Here is a 20,730-nt window from a genome sequence, read left to right as displayed (position 1 = left end):
ATCCCCCTTGCTAATTTTTGCTTACTTGTAATCGTAGAACCCTTTACCTGACTTGCGGCCCAGATAGCCGGCCTGCACCATCTTCTTTAACAGCGGGCATGGCCGGTATTTGGGATCTCCATACCCGTTATAAAGCACTTCCAGGATATACAGCACCGTATCGTTGCCAATGAGATCAGACAAAGCCAGCGGCCCCAGCGGATGGTTAAAGCCAAGTTTAGCCACCTGATCAATGTCCGCGGCGCTCGCCACCCCTTCCATCAGCGTAAACACGGCTTCATTAATCATCAGCATCATAATGCGGTTGCCCACAAAGCCGGGATAATCAGCCACTCTGACAGGCGATTTCCCCAGTTTCTCCGCCAGTGCGGCTACCGCTGCCAGGGTATCGGCCCCGGTAGCCAGGCCGCTAATAATCTCCACCAGCTTCATAACCGGCGCCGGATTAAAAAAGTGCATGCCGATTACTTTGTCCGGGCGCCTGGTGAATGCGCCAATCGAGGTGATTGGCAAAGACGAGGTATTGGTTGCGAGAATGGTGTGCGGTGGGCACTGTTGATCCAGGGTTTGAAAAATGCTGCGTTTAATATCGGCATTCTCAACAGCCGCTTCCACGACCAGATCCACATTGCAGGCGGCGGCATCCAGCTCAACCGTACCGGCGATACGGCCCATAATGCGCTCTTTATCCCCGGCGGCCAGTTTCCCTTTTTCTACCGCCTTGCTCAGGTTCCGGTCAATCCCGGTTAAGCCTTTTTGCACATATTCGGCCTTAATGTCACGCAGGATCACAGTCAAGCCGCCCTGGGCCATAACCTGGGCAATCCCGCTGCCCATCTGGCCTGCGCCAATAATCAGCACTTTGTTAAATTCCATAATCATCCCCCGCCTGACAGGCCTGTTAACAGGCCTGCTTAATTTTTTTAAATTCCTCAATCAGCGCCGGCAGCACCTCCAGGACATCACCGACAATTCCATAATCGGCCGCCTTGAATATCGGAGCATCGGCGTCTTTGTTGATGGCGATCACGATATCGGAGGAGGACATGCCGGCCATATGCTGAATGGCACCGGAGATACCACAGGCAAAATAAATTTTCGGGCCAACCGTTTTGCCGGTCTGTCCTACCTGGTGGGGCGGCGGCTTCCAGCCGGCGTCGACCACGGCCCGTGACGCGCCTACAGCCCCGCCTAGTGTCTTGGCCAGCTCTTCAATCAGGCTGAAGTTCTCCGGCTTGCCCAGGCCGCGACCGCCGGAAACGATGATTTCCGCCTCTTCCAGATTGCAGGCCACTGTACAGACCCGGACAACCTCTATGAGCCGGGTGCGAATATCCTGCGCCTGTACTTTGTTTTCTACCTGTATAAGCTGCCCAGTCCGGGAAAAATCCTGCTCCGGCCGTTTGAATACTTTAGGACGGACAGTACCCATCTGCGGCCGGTGATCAGGACAGAGAATCGTGGCCATGATATTGCCGCCAAAGGCGGGGCGCGTCCAGGCAACAAGCCCGGTTTGCTCATCAATCCCCAGATTGGTGCAATCGGCGGTTAACCCTGTCCCCACCCGGCAGGCCACCCGGGGTCCCAGGTCCCGCCCGTCATTGGTGGCACCAATGAGCACAACAGCCGGTTTGTAGGCTTGAATCAAATCCGTAAACACAGCGGTATAACCGTCGGTCGAATAGTTCTTTAATTCCGGCCCTTCCACTGCATAGACAATATCGGCGCCACTGGCAAATACCTCCCGGGCCAGGGGCTGCACGCTGTCGCCGATCAGAACACCGGCCAGCTTCTGCCCCATGGCATCGGCCAGTTTGCGGCCTTCGCCCAATAATTCATAAGCCACGTTTTTGGCCTGGCCCTCGGTCTGTTCCACAAATACCCAGACATTTTTATAAGCAGCCACATCCATTTGTGCTGTTTTTTCTTCCGCTTCCCGGGCTATAGCCCCCACCGGGCATATTTCCACACAGGCGCCACAAGCCGTACAGGCCTCGGTAATGGTGGCCCTGTCAGCGTCCATAACCAGGGCGCCGAATGGACAGGAAGCAACACAGGCCCCACAGCCGACACATTCTTCCGCATTAACTTTTACTGCCATGTTTTTCCCCTTCCCCTATACAAGCTTGGCTTCTACCAGTTTGTTAACAAGCATACCTGCCGCCTCCCGGGCGGTATCGGCCTGGATCAGTTCTCCCTGCACCCGCCGGGGGGGAGTAAAAATCCGCCTGACCTGGGTTGGCGAGCCCTTCAGCCCCAGCCGCTGCGGGTCAACCGCCAGCTCGGCTGCTGTCCAGACCGGAATCTGCCTGCGGTTGGCCTTCATTGTCCCCTTGACGGTGGGATAACGCGGCTCATTGATGGACTTCGTCACGGTAAGCAGCACCGGCAGGCTGGTTTCAATCACCTCGTAGCCTTCTTCCTGCTCCCGCTCCAGCCGCACCGTCTGCCCGTCAAGCTCAATCCGGGAAACGCAGGTAACCTGCGCCCAGCCCAGATGCTCGGCCATCTCCGGCCCTACCTGGGCGGTATCCCCGTCAATGGCCTGCTTGCCGCAGAGAATCATCGCGACGTTGCCGATTTTTTTGATGGCGGCAGCCAGCGTATAGCTGGTAGCCAGGGTATCGGCGCCGCCAAAAGCCCGGTCACTGATCAGCAGGGCCTCATCGGCGCCCATGGCGATACATTCTTTCAGCGCGTCCTGCGCCTGGGGCGGCCCCATGGAAATAACAGTAACCCGGCCGCCGTATTTTTCCTTAAGCTGGATAGCCGCCTCCACCGCGTTTTTGTCAAAGGGATTGACAATACTCGGCACCCCCTGGCGGATAAGGGTGTTCGTCACCGGATCAATTTTTACTTCGGCCGTGTCAGGCACTTGCTTGACACAAACAACGATTTCCATTACTCTCTCCCCCTGTCATCTGGCGCCCAGCCGGCAGCGGCGTTACCGCAGCACACTGGCTGCGATAACCATACGCTGGACCTGATTTGTGCCTTCATAAATCTGGGTAATCTTCGCATCGCGCAGCAGCCGCTCCACCGGATACTCGCGGCTGTACCCATAGCCGCCAAAAATTTGCACCGCATCGGTGGCAACCGCCATCGCCACATCGGAGGCATACATTTTGGCCATCGCCGCTTCCTTCGCATACGGCAGGCCCTGGTCTTTCAGATAGGCGGCGCGGTAAACCAGCAGCCGGGCAGCCTCCACTTTTGTCGCCATATCGGCCAGCATAAAGGCAATGGCCTGATTGGCCGCAATCGGTTTGCCAAACTGCACCCGTTGTTTGGAATAGGCAACCGCATGTTCGAGGGCCGACTGGGCAATACCCAGCGCCTGTGCCGCTACGCCGATCCGGCCGCCGTCAAGGGTGCTCATGGCAATTTTAAAGCCCTCGCCCTCTTTGCCCAGCACATTTTCTTTGGGCACTTTGACATCCTGGAAGATGAGCTCGTTGGTTATGGAGGAATGGATGCCCAGCTTATGTTCCTTCTTGCCGAAGGTAAAACCAGGCATGCCTTTTTCGAGAATAAAGGCGGTAATCCCCTTAACCCCTTTGCTTCTGTCGGTTATGGCAAAGACAATATAGATTTCGGCCTCGCCGGCATTGGTGATAAAGATTTTGCTGCCATTAAGCACATAGCCGCCATCCTTACCGACTGCCACTGTTTGCTGGGCGGCGGCATCAGTGCCGGCATTAGGCTCTGTCAGGCCGAAAGCGCCCAGTTTTTCTCCCTCGGCCAGAGGCACAAGGTATTTTTGCTTTTGCGCCTCTGTGCCGTAGGCGTAAATAGGCCAGGCACATAAAGACACCGTCGCCGACAGGGTAATACCGACCCCGGCGTCAACCCGCGACAATTCCTCCACCGCCAGAATATAGCTCAAAACATCGGCGCCGGCGCCGCCGTAGGCTTCGGGAAAGCAGATGCCGCTAAAGCCCATTTCCCCCATGGCGTCGGCAATGGGCCGGGAGAATTCTTCTTTTTCATCCCGTTCGCCGGCCCCTGGCGCAACCTCTTTCTCAGCAAAATCACGCACCAGTTTCTGCATCATTAACTGGTCTTCCGTAAGCTTACATTGCATAATCCCGCCTCCTCATCCCCTGTATCGTGCTTCTTTTCCCTTGTTTCTCTCACCCGCGCTCAACAATAATGGCGATTCCCTGCCCGCCGCCGATGCACAAGGTCGCAAGGCCCAGGCGGGCTTCCTTCTGCTCCAGGGCATGAAGCAGCGTAACCAGTATCCGGGCGCCGCTGGCGCCAATGGGATGCCCGAGGGCAATCGCCCCGCCGTGAATATTCACCTTATCCTGCGCAAAGGCCAGCTCCTGGCCGACAGCCAGGAACTGGGCGGCAAACGCCTCATTGGCTTCGATCAGATCGATATCGGCCATTGTCAAGCCGGCTTTGGCCAACGCCTTGCGGGTGGCCGGTACAGGCCCCATCCCCATAAGCCGGGGATCAACCCCGCCGGCGGCGTAGGCACGGATGCGGGCCAGCGGCCTGATGCCCAGTGCCTGCGCTTTAGCCCCTGACATAACAACAAGCGCCGCCGCCCCGTCGTTAATGCCGGAGGCATTGCCGGCCGTGACGGTGCCGTCTTTTTTGAAGGCCGGTTTCAAGGCATTCAGCTTTTCCAGGGTAGTACCGGCCTTGGGATATTCGTCGGTTGCAAACACACTGTCGCCTTTTTTGCTTTTGATGACAACAGGAAGGATCTCTTGGGCAAAGGCCCCTGTTTCCACAGCCCTGACAGCCTTCTGCTGCGAGGCCAGGGCCAGCTCGTCCTGGGCTTCCCGGGTAATGCCGTACTGGGCGGCCACATTCTCGGCGGTAATCCCCATATGGTAGTCGTTAAAGGCGCACCACAGTCCATCCTTCACCATGGTGTCGGTAATCTTGGCATCGCCCATGCGGAAGCCCCAGCGGGCTTTGCTGTCAAGCGTGTAGGCGGCATTGGTCATGCTTTCCATACCGCCGGCCACCACAATCTCCGCATCGCCGGTAAGGATGGACTGGGCGGCCAGATTGACGGCCTTGATGCCTGAGCCGCATACTTTATTAATGGTATAGGCCGGAACCGCCACCGGCAACCCGGCATGAACGGCTGCCTGGCGGGCCGGATTCTGCCCCTGCCCGCCTTGCAGGACATTGCCCATAATCACCTCATCGATCAAATCCGGCCGGATACCGGCCCGGTTGATGGCTTCCTGAATGACAATCCGGCCCAGATCGGCGGCAGAGTATGAGGCCAGGGAGCCATTAAAGGCCCCAATTGGCGTTCTGACCGCGCTGGCAATAACAACTTCTTTCATTTCAACACCCCTAATTATAGATAGCAATGGCTTTGGCTCCTTCGACCTCCAGCCATTTAAAAAACAAAAACTTTTTCAGTGTTATCCTCACCCGGGAGAAACCGGCTTTGGCCGCCAGCGCCGCCGGATAATACACACTGATCGCCCCGGCCTCGCTGCGGCAGTACCGGCCTTTCACCGCTGCCGCCGGTTCACCGACGACGACTGACGGCACGTAACTACCTGTTACGCTTTTTCCCGTACAGGCTCAGCCGCCGGTAGCCGGCTCAAGCGTGAGTTCAATAATAATGGCGGTCGCCTGTTTGCTGATGAATTCCGCCGCCTCGCGGTCGATTATGATCCTCATGATGCCGCCTCCGTTCCCGGCTGCAGGCTTCTGATTACGGCCGCCGCATCGTCCAGCAAGCTGGCCTGCAGGGCCTCGGCTTCGGCCGGGCTCACAGCCTCCCGGCCGGTCATCACCTGAGCAAAAACAGCCTGCGCCAGGCTGTCAGCCAAGGAACTGAGGCCGCCTTGACGGTACGCGGTCAGCAGTATGTCGTCAAACAACTGCATATCAGCCGGCCCGTATTCAAATACCGTACACCAGGCCTGCAGCAGTTCATGCTCCGCCAGGCCGGCCTGCAGCAGCAGCCCGTCTTTATGGGCGCTGATCAGCACCAGCACGGCCGATACATAGGCCCGTAACGCGGCTGTCATCTGCTGTTTGTTTATTTTCTTATTTACCGTACGGTTGGGGAAAATAAGCTGCCCCTTGCTGTCCATACCGGTCACCGCCGCCATAAATTCATCGGCGCAGATGGCCGCAACAAAAAACAGTTTCTTTTGGGCCTGATTGCCGGCAACCCTGACAGCCCTGGCGCAAAACCGCTGGGTATGCCGGCCTATATTCCGGTGATAAGGGCCTTTAGCTGCTGCAAAGATATCCTTAATAAAAGTAATGACTGGCATCAGCCTGCCGCCTCCCTCTGCTTAACTACCGGTACTTAGATAAGTCCTTTTTCCTGGGCACCTTGCGTGAGGCTGCTGCGGAAGTCGGGATGGCTGATGCCAATCAGGGCCTCAGCCCGCTCCCGCAGTGTCCGGCCCCGCAGCTCAGCCACACCGTATTCGGTGACGACATAATGCACGTCATTGCGTGAGGTCGTCACCGCCGCTCCCCGGTCAAGCTCACAGGCAATCCGGGAAATCTTGCCGCCGGCGGCAGTCGAGGGCAAGGCAATAATAGACCTGCCATGGAGCGAACAGCTGGCCCCCCGGATAAAATCCACCTGTCCGCCTACACCGCTAAACTGGCGCGAGCCAATCATCTCGGCATTGACCTGTCCCATTAAATCCACCTGGATGGCGGAGTTAATGGAAATCATGTTGTCATGCTGACCGATAATATAAGGGTCGTTGATATAGTCCACCGCATGCAGCTCGACTGCCGGGTTATTATCGACAAAGTCGTATAATTTCCTGGTTCCCATCAGAAAGGTAGCCATAAACTTACCGGTATTAATCGTTTTTTTCCGGTTGGTGATGACCCCGGCTTCAGCTAAAACCACTACCCCGTCTGAAAACATCTCGGAATGAATGCCCAGGTCTTTTTTATCTGTGAGGAACAGCAGCACCGCATCGGGAATAGCGCCAATCCCCAGCTGCAGAGTCGCGCCGTCCGGGATAAGCCGGGCCACATTCTCGCCGATCGCTTTTTCCACCGCCCCGATTTTTGGGGGCGTTAACTCAATCAGCGGCTCATCGTGTTCTACCAGCAGGTTAATGGCGTCCAAATGAATTCTGGCCCCGCCGGTGCGCGGCACATGCTTGTTTACCTGGGCAATAACAAGGCGGGCGCTTTCGGCCGCCGGTTTAGTGTAATCGGCAGATACACCGTAGCTGCAGAACCCGTCGGCATCAGGCGGTGTTACCTGGATCAGGGCAACATCCACCGGTAGGATCCCGTCTTTAAAAAGCCGGGGAATCTCGGAAAAAAAGCAGGGGGTGAAATCGGCGCGCTTTTCTTCCACTGCTTTTCTGGTGCTGCCGCCGACAAATAAGGCATTATGCCGGAAACTCTGCGCCAGCCCGGGCTGGGCATATTTAGCCGGCCCCATAGCGACCATATGGACAATTTCAACATCTGTCAGTTCAGGTGCCCGGGCAACCAGCGCCTCGATCAGAGCCGCCGGCTCGCCGCAGGCGTGGCCGGTGACCACCCTGTCGCCTGACTGAATATTTTGTACCGCCTGTCCGGCCGCAACAAGCTTACTCTGGACCAGACTTCTCCAGTTGTTCATAAAAATTCCTCACCTTCGTCACAATCTCAGTGACCAAATCTCCTTCCGCTACCCCGGCTGCGTCGATAGTCGCGGCCGCAACGACAGTAGCCGGCCCCTGGCCGCGGGTGTACTTTAAAGCACAGCTGGCAGTACACCCGCTCAGATAAACTACATAATCAACAGCGGTGGAGTTAATCGCCACCTGATACCCTTTTGCCTGCAGCGCAGCCCGGACCCCGGCCGCAATCCTGCCCCGGTCAATCCGGGGGTTGCAGCCGCCGCAGAAGACAATACCTACACAGCGCTTCATGCCCGGGATTGCTCTTTCCGCAGCAGCCGGAGCGCCTGCCCGATCAGCTCATCGCTCACCTGCCGGACCGGTATAACCCCTTTTATTTCCGGGCAGGCCTCTTTCAGGGCGGTTTCGGCAACCGCCGCGAGGGTCTGCTGCGCCCCGGGGCAGGTTGCACATGCCCCGGTCAGCTTGACCTTAACAAACCCGTCTGCGGTCACCTCCAGCACCTCAATACCGCCATTATGGGCGGCAAGCACCGGCTGGACCTTGGCTGCGATTACCTGTTGCAGCCTGTGCATTATTGTTTCTTAATACCGGCAATGGCTTTTGCCAGCTCTTTTTTCTGTTCCAGATTGCCCTGGCGGGAAATCATAATCCGCTGTGCCTGAGGCGAACCGGCGCCATGCATGGACTCTGTCCGGTAGCCGACGGCGGCAGTACCAAGGGTGATATTTTCAATCAGGCGCAGGATGCGCATGCGGTCCTCCGTAGCTACGCCGGCAATGCCGCGGAAATACTTCTCAACCACCTGGCCGATTTCCGGGCTGCGCAGGTCTTTTTCCGAAGGCATGGTAACCATCAGGCCGCCGGCAATATCCTCGGCCAGGCGGGCAATCTCGTAGGGGAAGCGGGTTACGTTCTGCTTGCAGACATTGGCCAGCAGCAGGTCGATGATATAGTTGCCGGAAGCTGTTTTATGGCCTTCGGCCGAACAGGCGATGCCGCAGGCATACAGGGTTTCATTCAGATGCATCATCTCAATCAGCTTATCCTTGACATGGGAGGCCTTGTTGGCCCCGTTATACTCGGCGGCCAGGGCGGCAGCGCCGATAAGAACATCGCCAACCCCGACCTTGCAGCCGCCGTAGCTCTGGCGATGATAGCCCGCGAACCGCTCCACCAGGGCGCCGCTGAATTCGAATTCGCCGCACATAAAGACATTTTCCCAGGGGATGAAGACATGGTCGAAAACCATCAGGGCTTCATGGCCGCCGAATTGCTTATTGCCGACATCAATATCGCCCTCTTCCAGCTTGCGGGTATCGCAGGACTGGCGCCCGTAAATATAGAATATACCTTCGGCATCGGCGGGAGCGCAGAAGGAAACCGCATAATCGGCATCATCCTTGCCCATGGCGATTGTCGGCATAACCAGGATCCAGTGCGAGTTGATCGCGCCGGTCTGATGGGCCTTGGCCCCGGCGACAACAATGCCGTCTTCCCTTTTTTCCACAATATGCACAAACAGGTCGGGGTCAACCTGTTTGCTCGGCGATAAGCTCCGGTCCCCTTTCGGGTCGGTCATGGCGCCGTCCACAGTCCAGTCTTGCTCCTGCATCTTCAGCAGAAACTGATTGAAGCGGTCATGGTAATTGGTGCCTAATTTTTGATCCATCTCAAACGTAACACTGTCAACGGCGTTGATCGCATCCATACCGACACAGCGCTGGAAACAGGCGGCTGTTTTCTGGCCGAGCAAACGCTGCATTTTTACTTTTCTCACCAGATCATCACTGCTTTGATGCAGATGGCAGAAGCGGTTAATCTTCTTGCCGGTCAGGTGGGAAGTAGCGGTCATCAGTTCCTCGTACTGCGGGTCCTGAGCCAGTTCGTAGGTCATTTTCACTGAATTCATCGATGGCCTGATAATTGGATGATCGACGGGGTTCTTGACCAGTTCACCCTGCAGGTAAACCTTAAGCTTAAGGTTCCGTAAACTTTCCTCATATTGCGCAGCTGTTTTTAAAGCCATTGTCAAATTCCTCCCAAATTTATTATTTATAGGTGTGACCCAAACTCCCTTATTCAGCTTCAGACCGGTTGTTGAATACCGGGTCTTTGCTTGTATCATACGTGGACCAGTCGCGGATGAAATCCTTGCCGTAAATCAGCAGGCACAGCACAACGCCAACACCAAAGGCGTAAGCGGCACCGCGGGAAATGAGCACCGAGCCGACAATCCCGGCAACCCCCAGGTCATTGAAGGTGCGGGCCTTTAATACCCCTACCCGGATCGCCACATACCCCTGGACCAGCATGGTAAGCGACAGGGAAATCGGCAGAATCGGTTTAACAAGAGTAACGATCGGCATCAGGAAGTAGCTGGCGAAAGTGCCCAGCCGGAAGGACGCTACCCCGCCGAACAAACTGTCCATTGCTTCCCGGCCATGTTTATACCGCTCGCAGGTGACCACCTGCATGGCCGCCCAGAGCGGGCCGCACATCGATAAATCCGGCCCCAGCATCGACATGCTGATATTGCGGATACCGCAGATGATGTTATTGCGATTGGCATCATAATGGACATTTTCATCGCCGTGGCGGAACTCCCGGGCTTCGTCAATCAGGGCCTCGGCCTGGATCAGCTCGCCAAACAGGACAACATAGGTCGCTGCCACCAGCGGAAACGCATTCAGGTACAGGCTGAGCGGCGGCCAGCCGATATTGGCGGCAAACGGTGTCCACTCTGTGAACAGGGTATAAAACTGCGGCACGGTAATGCCCCAGGTAATCGTCGGCCAGGGCAGTTCTCCCAGCAGCGGCGCAATAATAATGGCCAGCACCAGTGAGGGCATTAAGCCTAAATCGGAAAGATATTTAAAGAAAATGTGTTTATTGCGTAAGGTTTTGAAATGATTGGAAAACAAAATGTAAAAAGCAAAACCAATGGCGATGGTAATTGTCCAGGGATAAGCGTCAAACCGTCCTCCTGTTTCAAAAACCAGCCTGACTGCCGCCACCCCGGCCCCGATTAAAATCCCCGCCTTCAGGGCGTCAGGAACAATATCAACAAACTTCTTCGCCAGCCCGGTTGCGCCTAACAACAGGGCAAAAATACCCAGCTCCATTTCAAAAGCAATCAGGGCATGCATCCTGGCAACCCCCTCCGGGAAGGTCTTGAGCCACAGCAGCAGCAGGGGCACGGCCGGGGTAATCCAGCCCGGGATAACCGGATCGCCCAGGTGAGCATGCCATAAATAGAAAAATCCGTTTAAAATAACAACAGTAATGGCAATTTCAAAGGGCATCCCCAGATATTCCTGCAATACCGGGATGATTCCCAGGCACACGGCGCACATGAGCAGCCCCTGGATAAAATCCGGTATTTCAAACCGGTAATGAATAAAGGGAAATCGCAACTGAAACGGACCAAGCGGGATATAAGGCTGAACCTCACCAAATTTGCGTTCATACCTTGGACCTAACCAGCTCATAGCTTACCTCCTCAACCTATTTTACAAAGAAAAAAATATACCTGCGTCAGCACCACGTTGTACTCCTAGCCTCGCCCTCCTTTGCCTTGAATCTTGAATGCCAGCACCCATTTATATTGCAGGATTCGTGCCAAAAGAGCGAAAAGCAGTATTATTCCCATTTTTCCTATATATTTGATTGTTGCGACATCTTCGGGCAATATTGCAAAAACGCAACAAAAAAAGCCTGTTAATCGCATTCATTTCTTTAACAGGCTGCTTTGTGCAGCATTGCATCTATTGCATTTCTGCAACACTATTTTGTTGCCAAACCATATCGGACCGCCTTGCGAAAAACGGTCGTTCTGTCAATCCCCAGAACCTCGGCCACCTTTTGCCAGGACCGGTATTCTTTGTAGCATTCCGTAAGCAAGTAGGCCTCGGTCTGGGCGACAGCCTCCTTAAGTTTTGTCCCCTTTTTCGGCAGAAAGTTCTTACGCCAGATGGTTTCCGGCACAAGATCGGCGGTAAGCGCCTCGCCGGCGGCTGTTACCATCATCCGCTCAATTACGTTTTCCAGTTCGCGCACATTGCCGGGCCAGCTGTATTCCACCAGCTTGTCGATCACTTCCGGCAAAATCCGCTTATTGTAGCCAAAATGCTTATTGAATTTTTCGATAAAGTGCATGATCAGCAACGGTACATCCTCTTTGCGTTCCCGCAGCGGCGGCAGGTTGATCGGTACAACCATCAGACGATAATACAAATCCTCCCGGAAGGTTCCATGCTGGACCATTTTGGCGATATCCCGGTGGGTGGCGGCGATAATGCGGGCATTAACCGTAATGGACCGGGTACCGCCCACGCGCATAATCTCTTTTTCCTGAATCGCCCGCAACAGTTTTACCTGTAATAACAGCGGCAAATCCCCCACCTCATCCAGAAATAGGGTCCCGTTGTGAGCCAGTTCAAACAAACCGGGCTTCCCTTCTTTTTTGGCCCCCGTGAACGCCCCGCCCTCATAGCCGAACAATTCCGACTCCAGCAGTTGTTCCGGTATGGCGGCGCAATTTATTTTTATAAACGGGCGGGCTGTGGTTTTGCCGTGTTTGTGAATCAACTTGGCAATCAGCTCTTTACCGGTGCCGGACTCCCCGGTAATCAGCACATTGGAATCCACATCGGCAATTTTCATGGACAGTTCGATAACCCTGGCCATCTTAGGGCTCCGGCTAATCATGTCATGATTCTGAATATGCATGGCCCGCAAATGGGATAATTCAGTTTTGTATTTCAGGGTTTGCTCTTTGGTTTTAAGCAGCTGGTTTTGCAGTTTGACTAGTTCGGTAATGTCACGTACATTGGTCACAACCCGGAACAATTTTCCCTGCTCGTCAAACAGCGGCGTGCCTGTGACTAGAATCTTACGGTCTTTCTTTACTGTCTGATTAATCGTGATTGTTGTCCGTTTTTCCATAACATGCAGGGTCACCGATTCGTCATAATATCCCGCTTCCACCAGGCTTCTCATATTCTTGCCCATAATTTCACTGGTCTTAATGCCTGTAATCCGTTCATAGGCGTCATTTACGCGCAGCACTACCCCCTCGCCGTCGGTAATAAACATACCATCGTAGGAAGATCTGATAATTGCTTCTAATTCTTTTAACAGCTCTTTGCTGGAATCTAATTCGCTGGGTGCTTGCTTGGCATCTTTGCTGCCCGGTCCCATTCGCATTCCTCCAGTCTTGTAATCATTGTTTTCAATTTTCGATATGATCCGACATTTACCTGCATGGGTTCATCAATTCCTTATAAAAAGCAGCTGAATCCGGGTATTCGGATCCAGCTGCAGTTACTGACCACGCTACTGAAACTCGGCTTCCGCCTTTTTTCTGTATTCCTCTACTTCTGGGGTTAAAGTATATTCATTTTTCTCTAAAACGGCCAGATATTCGGCCATCAATTGCGAGAACGCCCCATTTTCAGCAGCAAACCCGGCTTCAAGATAGGCCTTTTTGGCTGCCGGCATCATTTTCCGGTCTTCATAACCAAACAGCGGCGTATTGTTAGCCCCATAGAGCGTAAAGACAAGATACCGTTTCAGCAGTTGTCTGACCTCCTCGCTTTTGGCAGAGTTGCCATATTGCTTGATAAACTGCTCCTGCTTGAGAGACCGCCGTAAAATTTCCTGCCAGCCGATGACAAGAGCGGCATCCTTAATCGGAGTTTGGGCTGATTCCACAGCCATAAGATCAATATAGGCAGTCATGTCCGGCGTTACCTTTTGCCGGTACTTTTTATACAGGGAATAGTCGATCACCGGAAAAAAGAAGCCTTCTGCCGTTTCAATCTTATAGCCGTTGTTTTTAGTAGCGCTTAACAGGTCTCTTACCGGTTTTTCCCCAATCGCATTCAGATAATTGTCGGTTAATTCACCGGAGTAATCCTTGGCCAGCGTTTTCTGGACAATTTCCTCATCGGCAAACCGATCCTGCAGTCGGAGCAGATGGTGCTGCTGATTTTTTTCCAGAGCGATCAGCATCACTGACAGGCTGGGCGGAGAAACCTCGTGTAGATTGGTATTGATAAAAGTAATGATTTCCTCGGCCTTGACATTATTTTTGCGGGTTAGCTTATCAAACTCGGCCATAACCGCCTTCTCCCGGCTGTCTCCATTCTCGGCCGGAGCTTGCCGGGCCTGCTCCGGCAATGGCCCGGGACCGCCGGCGCAGCCGGCCAGAAAACTCAGCAGCACCAGCAAGGCGACTGCTGTAATGGTCTTGCGTTTGCATATAGTCATAGTTATCCCCTTTTCAGCTTCATTCTATATAGAGTAAACGCCCGGCCGGCAAAAAGGTAACGTCAGCCATTTATTTTCGTATTGCTATTGACCAAAATTGGCAGTACGGTTATAATCTTATTGATAATTGTTTTCATCATTTATAACTTTATTATTCGACTGACTGTCATCAGTCAAATAATAAAGCACCTGAGCTTAATTCTCTGCTCTGCACAGAGACCACCCCCGCAAGCGCAAAAGGGAGAGACATGTTTATGAAATGTATTGTGCGTTTACTTTATGAAGCCAAAAAGTATTACTGGCAGCTGGCCGGCGCAGTAATCGGCATTATCGGCTATACAGCCATCAACCTGATCGGCCCCGGCCTGATCAGCCAGCTTATTGATCTGCTGACAGGCCAGTTCAGTCAAGGCGATATTGCTACCGTCCGGCAGCTGGCCCTCCTGCTGTCGGCAACCTATCTCATCCGGGCCGTTTTCCGCCTGGCCAGTGATTACTGGGCTCATTACGCGGCCTGGAATATTGTTGCCGAAATGAGGGTTAAAGTATATAATCACCTGCAAACCTTATCGCTGCGTTTTTACAGCGATAAACAAACAGGCCAGATTATGAGCCAGGTGCTGAATGACACAGCCCAGTTCGAACTGCTGATTGCCCATGCCATTCCCAACATCCTGAGCAGCGTTCTCATTATTCTCGGGGTCGCCATCCTCCTGCTGCTGATTAATCCCTGGCTGGCCCTATTAACCTTCGTGCCTGTTCCGCTCATGGTCGTCTTCAGCCTCTATTATACTAAAAGAATTTATCCTGCCTATAGCGACCACCAGGCCCGGTTAGGGGATATGAATGCGGTATTGCAGGATAACCTCTCCGGTTTGAAGGAAATTCAGCTGTTCGGCCGGCAGGACTGTGCTTCCCGCTTATTCAGCAATCAAACCTATCAATGGCGGGACGCGGTGATGAGAGTCGTCTGGCTGGGAGGACTCTATCATCCGACAGTGGAAAGCATTTTATCCATAGGCACAGTTATTGTGGTTGGCTTTGGCGGCATTATGGCCTTGGATGGTCTGCTGAGCATAGGCGATATTGTCCGATTCTTACTGTACCTCAGCCTCTTTTATGCGCCGATCGCCACCCTGGTTGCCTCCGTCGACAACCTCCTGCAGGCTGCGGTCGGCGCCAAACGTGTTTTTTCCCTGCTGGACGCAGAGCCTGAGATTCAGGATAAGACGAATGCCATCACTCTGGCAACAACCGCAGGCCATTTGGCTTTTCATAATGTAACCTTTTGTTACGACCAGCATACACCGGTATTGGATAATGTTACCTTTGATATACCGGCAGGCGCCATGGTGGCGCTTGTCGGCCCGACAGGGGTGGGTAAGACTACCATGGCGGCGCTGATTACCCGCTTCTATGACCCGAAAGCAGGCAGGATTACGCTGGACGGCACCGATTTACGCAATATTTCGCTGGCCTCGCTGCGCGATCAGATCAGCGTTGTGCCTCAGGATGTTTTCCTGTTTAATGATTCAGTCGCCGCCAATATTGCCTATGGCAAAGAGACGGCAACCCGGGATGAGATTATCTGGGCCGCTAAACAGGCCTACATTCACGATTTTATCAGCTCACTTCCCCAAGGCTACGATACACTGATTGGTGAGCGGGGCGTGCTGTTATCAGGCGGGCAGAAACAACGCCTGGCTATTGCCAGGGCCCTGCTCCGCGACACACCGATCCTCATCTTCGATGAAGCAACCGCTTCCGTCGACCTGGAAGCGGAAACAAGAATCCAGCAGGCCATTCAGCAGTTGGCCGGAAACCGGACCTTGGTGGTTATCGCTCATCGCCTGTCCACAGTCCGCCGGGCCGATAAAATTATCGTCCTCGAGAATGCCCGGATTGTGGAGCAGGGCCGTCATGACGAATTACTGGCAGCCAACGGCCTCTATGCCCGCTTGTGCGCCTCCCAGATAGCCTAGTACCTCATCTCCCTTAAAACCAAGGATAGTTTGCGCATCTTTTCCCGCACTGCTTCGTTGTCGTCGCCTTACATATGTCCGATATGCGCGGATCCTCCGCCTTGCATTGCGAAAAAATCTGCGCAAACTATTCCCTCGATTTTAAGAAAGTTGAGGTACTAACATAAACCAGGAGGGATAGCATGGATTTGTCACTAAAAAACATCGGTGTGACCTTAGACAATAAAAGAATTATCAGCGAGGTTTCCATTGATGCCAAAAAGGGAGAATTTATTGGCATTATCGGCCCCAACGGCAGCGGCAAATCGACACTGCTGCGCACCATCTACCGGGTTATTAAACCTGACTGCGGGGCCATTCTCCTTAACGGCCGGGACCTGAAGAAAATCAAGCTGGCCGATTCAGCCAAAAATACGGCGGTAGTCAGCCAGTTTAACCCCCTGAACTTCGACCTCAGCGTTTGGGAAATGGTTATTATCGGCCGCACACCTCATAAAGGCTTCCTGGGGGCAGATAAAGCCGAAGACTATGAGATTGCGTTGGCGGCCATGCGTAAGGTCGGTATGGAAAACTATGGCGGCCGCCGTTTTGCCACCCTTTCCGGCGGGGAAAAGCAGCGCATCATCTTAGCCAGGGCTCTGGCCCAGCAGCCGCAGCTGCTGGTGCTGGATGAACCGACAAATCATCTGGACATCAAATATCAGCTGCAGCTGCTGTCAATAGTAAAGTCACTGGGTATCGGCGTACTTGCCGCTTTGCACGATCTTAGCCTGGCCGCCATGTACTGTGACAAATTGTATGTCATGAAAGCGGGACGGCTTGTTGCTGCCGGACCGCCCAACAAAATTATTACCCCGCAGCTGATCCGCGACGTGTACGAAATCGAATGCACAGTACAGGAAAATGCGGCCACCGGGTATTTGAGCATTGCCTACCACCCCGGCCATTGTTCCGCGTAAGCAGTACTGGTATTTGAGCAAGTTTTGCGGCCGGCCGCATTGACAACATAATTGTTTTAATTTACAATTTATACTGACATCAGTCAGTATAAGTGAGGTGGTTTCCGATTGCCAGGATTTCCAAGGACCCCCAGGTACGGCAGGCAGAGTTAATGGATGCAGGCCTGGAGTTATTCCTGTCTGCCGGCTATGAAAAAACGACCGTCCAGGATATCGTCAAAAAAGTTGGGGTGGCCCAGGGCACTTTTTATTACTATTTTGCCTCCAAAGAGGCCCTCCTTGAAGCCATTTATGCCCGCTATGCCCAAAATATGGTCATACACATTCAGTCCGACGTAACTGTTCTGGAAAAATTACAATTACTTATCAACCATTTTTATAAACTGTGCTACTCTGGTGAACCGGGTTTGCTTGCCGCCATTTTGTACCGGGAAAAACAAGGTGAACTAATCAACAAGGTCTGGCGGCAGCTGCATCTGATTGCCTCGCCGCTGTTTAGAGCGATCCTGGAGCAGGGCAATCAGGAGGGCGTGACTCAGGTGACCCATGTGGATGAAACCCTTGCTTTTTTTGCCGGCATTACTGCCGCCTTGCTGGAAGCCAGCTCGCCCCTGGAATTCGGGCATGAGTCGGACCCGTCCATCATTAAAAACAAACTGGTAATTGCCGAGAGGCTAATAGCCACGCTCTTTGGGACACCGCCAGGCAGCATTCGTTTTTTGCGGGAATAAAAGCACCATAGAACTGTCGATGCACAGTTCTATGGTGCTTTTTATTGTGGTTAATCCATTTTACCGGCCAGACTCTGCGCACTGGTGTTCATCTGATATTCGATAAGTTCTTTGTATTTTTTGCCAATATCCGACACAGGGTTGACAAACACCTGCGCAGGCGCGCCAACCTCAACAATGGCCCCTTCGTCCATCAGGACGATTTCATCGGCAACCCGCAGGGCAAACGGCAGCTCGTGCGTCACAACCAGCATTGTACTGGCGCGATAGCGGGCCAGCTCCTCCATAACAATTAATACCTCGCGCACCAAAATAGGGTCCAGGGATGCGGTCGGCTCGTCCCAGAGCATAAGCTCAGGCTCATAAGCCAGGGCTCTGGCAATGCCAACCCGCTGCTGCTGCCCGCCGGACAGCTGATTCGGCTTATGCTCCAAATGCTGCTCAAGCCCAACCTTGCCCAGGGCCTCAACTGCTTTGGCCCTGGCTAATTCTTTATCCATACCGCCCATAACCAGCCCAAGCATGACATTCTCAGCTGTTGTTAAGCGGCCGATAAGATTAAAGTGCTGAAATACAAAGCCGATACGCTTACGAATATCGCGCAGCTCGTCCGGCTCCATTAACAGGATATCGGCGCCATTCAGAAGAATGGAACCCCGGTCAGGCTCCACCAGACGGTTGATCGCCCGGATCGTCGTGGATTTTCCACAGCCCGAAGGCCCCATAAGCACCACTGTCTTACCTTTGTTTACCGTAAGGCTGAGATCATTAATCGCTATCAGGTTGCCAAACTGTTTATAGAGATTATGAATAGCAAGCATGCCCATCGCTCCGCTTATTTAAATTTCATCTTCCGCCGGTTAAGTTTTTGCAGCAGGCCGGGGCGGCCATTGGGGATAACTATCTCCCGCATCACTTCATCAAAGGACAGCCCCAGCGCTTCGCCTGCGGTTACCTCATCCACCGCTACCGGACTGATCTTCTCTGCGTTATTGGCAACAAGCAGTCCCAACAGGGCCCCCAGCAGCGGCACTCCCAGCCAGGGCAGGTAGGGAATGCCGCCGCCAGCCAAAATAAACATGCTGGTAAGCAGGATGGCGCCGACCGCCATGCCATACAGGCACTCAGGAGCTGAGAGCGAGTTTTTCAAGCTGTGAAAAAACCGGCGCCAGCCTTTGGCCTGTACTGCATTCACGGATCGCTGGCGGCGGATGACAGACATGACAGCGGTATGGTCAAGCACCAGGAATAAGATTGCGGCTATCAGCGCAATCATGCCGGCAAGGATGGCTTTGACCTGCATCAAGATTGTCATCACCTCAGCCCGGGGATCAGGCTCGACAATCCCCAGCTCAGATTTATATAAGGAAATATTATTATGCCCCACTTCACTGTAGATAATCGGGGCAACAAAATCGGAGCTGACATTGCCGTTCGTCAGGATCTGAATGCGCTGACTGGGACTCACCTGCCCGGAAATAACCTGATCGAGGAGGTTTATGGAACGGCTGATCTCGTCGTCCCGCAAATTAGGCACAGCCGTTCCCAAGACCTGTAACTGGGCGGCAATCAGGGGGGTGTCAAACTGCTGTACCTGAGCCAGATGGGTACTGGCGTTACTAAGGGTCTGGCGGGCGCTATCCACATCAAAGGCCCGCAGCGTGGCTACCGTATTCCGGCCATTGGCAACAATAGTGTCAATCGCCGTGCGCGCCTGACGGGCATTGGCGGCTACATTATCCAGTTCGGCTAAGCCGGCCCGCAAATTATTCAGGTTTTGCTGAGTATTTGTTAATTCATTAATGGAAGTGCCGATATCCGGGCTGATCACCTTAATTACCTGAAAGGTGCCGACAAGCCCGCCCAGGGCCCGCGAGGAATTATCCAGCTGGGCCTGAATGCCGCTGGTATTAATATTGGCCAAACCGCTGGTAGCGGCCTGGATGGTGGCACCGGCCCCCTCCAGACCTGACAGGGTCTGCTCAATGGCGCCAAGGCTGCTGCCATAGTTGTCAAGGGCACTGCCGGCGACAGTGGTCATTTGCTGGGCATCCTGGGCAAAGCCGGGAATCTGCCCGACAAGCTTGGACGTTTCGGTAAGAGCATTCCCCAGCTGTTGGCGGGGATTATGGATCGTTGCCGTACCGGCCGGGGCCCCCACTGTATTGTTGACAACCACATACCCCTGTTTATTGTCCATCTGGCTGCCATCACCCTGCGTAATCATCCCTTTAGCCAGACCGTCGCCGCCAACCTCTGTTACCTGAACCAGCACATTGGCCGACTCCGGTGCGCCGCCGGCGGCCGGCTCGCCCGGAGCCGCCCCCTGAAAAGCGATCATATCGCCGGGAGTGAATGTAAGGCCCGCAGCCGGTGTAAGGGTAACCTGGGTGGTATAAGCGGTGAGAAAACGCTTCAGTTCCAGCATGGTGCTCACCAAATAAACCATTTCATTGTTTTTGACGTCGGCCGATACGCTCTCGGCAAAACCGATCGCTTTGTCGCTGCGGACGGCCTCGGCAATTTGCTCGCCCAGCCTGATCGGGTTATCCGGTTCACTGCCGACAGGAAAGGCAATCTCAATCAGCTGATATTGCTTCAGCAACTTCTCGACCTCGTCATTAACATAAGCTGATTTGTCAAGGGTGGAAATAATGACCGTCACTGAACCGCCGTCGCGAAAGGCAAATAAGACCCCATCGATGCGCATGATCTGTTCAATGACAAGATTTCTGGCCCCCTCCGGCACGCCTTTAACAGTAACACGCGGTTCGGTCATAATACTAATGCCGGAACGGCCGGGAACGCTGCCAAAGGTGCTATTCAGCGCCTCATAAGTTTGCTTTGTCTTATATTCAGCCGGCAGCCCCACAAAAAAACTGGTTAAGCCGGTTATCGTCGGCCCCTCTTTTAACTGGGAACCAGGGTAGACCTGTCCCAGCACCTTTTCAATTTGTTCCCGCCCCTCTGCTTTCATTTCTTCGCGCACGTTGATAATTACGTCAAATTCGCCATAATCACCGACAAGAGTCGAAATGGTTTCGGAAAAGTAAGAATTGGCAGCCATGGATACCAAGCTGGCCACGAAAGCCCCGATGGCCACACTGATAAAAATAAGCAGTATCAGATCCCGGTTAAAGGAATTGACAAAGATGGTACGTACAAACATTTTGCGAATATGTGCCAG

At 53.7% G+C, this 20,730-nt stretch carries 19 protein-coding genes; 3 read left to right on the top strand and 16 right to left on the bottom strand.

Annotation, left to right across the window (positions count from 1 at the left end):
* Positions 1 to 21: 21 nt before the first annotated feature.
* The 14 genes from ACZ481_RS03570 to ACZ481_RS03505 form a co-directional block, all read right to left on the bottom strand.
* Complete coding sequence (locus ACZ481_RS03570) at positions 22 to 876, bottom strand: 3-hydroxybutyryl-CoA dehydrogenase (protein WP_464768812.1); 855 nt, start codon at positions 874 to 876, stop codon at positions 22 to 24.
* Positions 877 to 901: 25 nt separating this feature from the next.
* Positions 902 to 2,101, bottom strand: coding sequence for an FAD-binding protein (locus ACZ481_RS03565; RefSeq protein WP_464768811.1), 1,200 nt, complete (start codon positions 2,099 to 2,101; stop codon positions 902 to 904).
* Positions 2,102 to 2,116: 15 nt separating this feature from the next.
* Positions 2,117 to 2,902: an electron transfer flavoprotein subunit beta/FixA family protein gene (locus ACZ481_RS03560; RefSeq protein WP_464768810.1), complete on the bottom strand. Its 786-nt coding sequence runs from the start codon at positions 2,900 to 2,902 to the stop codon at positions 2,117 to 2,119.
* 42 nt (positions 2,903 to 2,944) lie between these two features.
* Complete coding sequence (locus ACZ481_RS03555) at positions 2,945 to 4,084, bottom strand: acyl-CoA dehydrogenase (protein WP_464768809.1); 1,140 nt, start codon at positions 4,082 to 4,084, stop codon at positions 2,945 to 2,947.
* Positions 4,085 to 4,133: 49 nt separating this feature from the next.
* Positions 4,134 to 5,315: an acetyl-CoA C-acetyltransferase gene (locus ACZ481_RS03550; RefSeq protein ID WP_464768808.1), complete on the bottom strand. Its 1,182-nt coding sequence runs from the start codon at positions 5,313 to 5,315 to the stop codon at positions 4,134 to 4,136.
* A gap of 10 nt (positions 5,316 to 5,325) precedes the next feature.
* The gene (locus tag ACZ481_RS03545; protein WP_464768807.1) at positions 5,326 to 5,529 is read right to left on the bottom strand and encodes a hypothetical protein; all 204 of its coding nucleotides are present in this window, start codon (positions 5,527 to 5,529) and stop codon (positions 5,326 to 5,328) included.
* Between the two features lie 128 nt (positions 5,530 to 5,657).
* Positions 5,658 to 6,266 carry a hypothetical protein gene (locus ACZ481_RS03540; RefSeq protein ID WP_464768806.1) on the bottom strand — a complete coding sequence of 203 codons (609 nt, stop codon included), beginning with the start codon at positions 6,264 to 6,266 and terminating at the stop codon, positions 5,658 to 5,660.
* Positions 6,267 to 6,301: 35 nt separating this feature from the next.
* The gene (locus ACZ481_RS03535; protein ID WP_464768805.1) at positions 6,302 to 7,597 is read right to left on the bottom strand and encodes an acetyl-CoA hydrolase/transferase family protein; all 1,296 of its coding nucleotides are present in this window, start codon (positions 7,595 to 7,597) and stop codon (positions 6,302 to 6,304) included.
* Positions 7,566 to 7,889, bottom strand: a complete 324-nt coding sequence (locus ACZ481_RS03530) for a hypothetical protein (protein WP_464768804.1) — start codon at positions 7,887 to 7,889, stop codon at positions 7,566 to 7,568. The genes ACZ481_RS03535 and ACZ481_RS03530 overlap by 32 nt, the downstream gene beginning before the upstream one ends.
* On the bottom strand, positions 7,886 to 8,173 hold the full coding sequence (locus tag ACZ481_RS03525; RefSeq protein ID WP_464768803.1) for a NifU family protein: 288 nt from the start codon (positions 8,171 to 8,173) through the stop codon (positions 7,886 to 7,888). Before ACZ481_RS03525 ends, ACZ481_RS03530 begins: the two co-directional genes overlap by 4 nt.
* The gene (locus tag ACZ481_RS03520; RefSeq protein ID WP_464768802.1) at positions 8,173 to 9,627 is read right to left on the bottom strand and encodes a 4-hydroxyphenylacetate 3-hydroxylase family protein; all 1,455 of its coding nucleotides are present in this window, start codon (positions 9,625 to 9,627) and stop codon (positions 8,173 to 8,175) included. The genes ACZ481_RS03525 and ACZ481_RS03520 overlap by 1 nt, the downstream gene beginning before the upstream one ends.
* A gap of 49 nt (positions 9,628 to 9,676) precedes the next feature.
* A complete protein-coding gene (locus ACZ481_RS03515; RefSeq protein ID WP_464768801.1) occupies positions 9,677 to 11,089 on the bottom strand; it encodes a hypothetical protein in 1,413 nt (470 codons plus the stop codon).
* 295 nt (positions 11,090 to 11,384) lie between these two features.
* Entirely contained in the window at positions 11,385 to 12,800 is a 1,416-nt protein-coding gene (locus tag ACZ481_RS03510; RefSeq protein WP_464768800.1) for a sigma-54 interaction domain-containing protein, read from the bottom strand.
* A 135-nt stretch (positions 12,801 to 12,935) separates the two neighbouring features.
* On the bottom strand, positions 12,936 to 13,871 hold the full coding sequence (locus ACZ481_RS03505) for a hypothetical protein (protein ID WP_464768799.1): 936 nt from the start codon (positions 13,869 to 13,871) through the stop codon (positions 12,936 to 12,938).
* A 254-nt stretch (positions 13,872 to 14,125) separates the two neighbouring features.
* On the opposite strand from ACZ481_RS03505, the gene ACZ481_RS03500 reads away from it, so the two are divergent.
* From ACZ481_RS03500 to ACZ481_RS03490, 3 genes are all read left to right on the top strand, one after another.
* On the top strand, positions 14,126 to 15,853 hold the full coding sequence (locus tag ACZ481_RS03500) for an ABC transporter ATP-binding protein (protein WP_464768798.1): 1,728 nt from the start codon (positions 14,126 to 14,128) through the stop codon (positions 15,851 to 15,853).
* Between the two features lie 182 nt (positions 15,854 to 16,035).
* Positions 16,036 to 16,812, top strand: coding sequence for an ABC transporter ATP-binding protein (locus ACZ481_RS03495; RefSeq protein WP_464768797.1), 777 nt, complete (start codon positions 16,036 to 16,038; stop codon positions 16,810 to 16,812).
* A 92-nt stretch (positions 16,813 to 16,904) separates the two neighbouring features.
* On the top strand, positions 16,905 to 17,543 hold the full coding sequence (locus ACZ481_RS03490; RefSeq protein ID WP_464768796.1) for a TetR/AcrR family transcriptional regulator: 639 nt from the start codon (positions 16,905 to 16,907) through the stop codon (positions 17,541 to 17,543).
* Positions 17,544 to 17,593: 50 nt separating this feature from the next.
* On the opposite strand, the gene ACZ481_RS03485 is transcribed toward ACZ481_RS03490, so the two are convergent.
* Entirely contained in the window at positions 17,594 to 18,364 is a 771-nt protein-coding gene (locus tag ACZ481_RS03485; RefSeq protein WP_464768795.1) for an amino acid ABC transporter ATP-binding protein, read from the bottom strand.
* Between the two features lie 14 nt (positions 18,365 to 18,378).
* A complete protein-coding gene (locus ACZ481_RS03480) occupies positions 18,379 to 20,712 on the bottom strand; it encodes a hypothetical protein (RefSeq protein ID WP_464768794.1) in 2,334 nt (777 codons plus the stop codon).
* Positions 20,713 to 20,730 lie beyond the last annotated feature (18 nt).

Source organism: Sporomusa intestinalis (assembly GCF_055383785.1).
The sequence above is the reverse complement of the archived record's forward strand: the minus strand, read 5'-3'. Positions and strand labels throughout refer to the sequence as shown.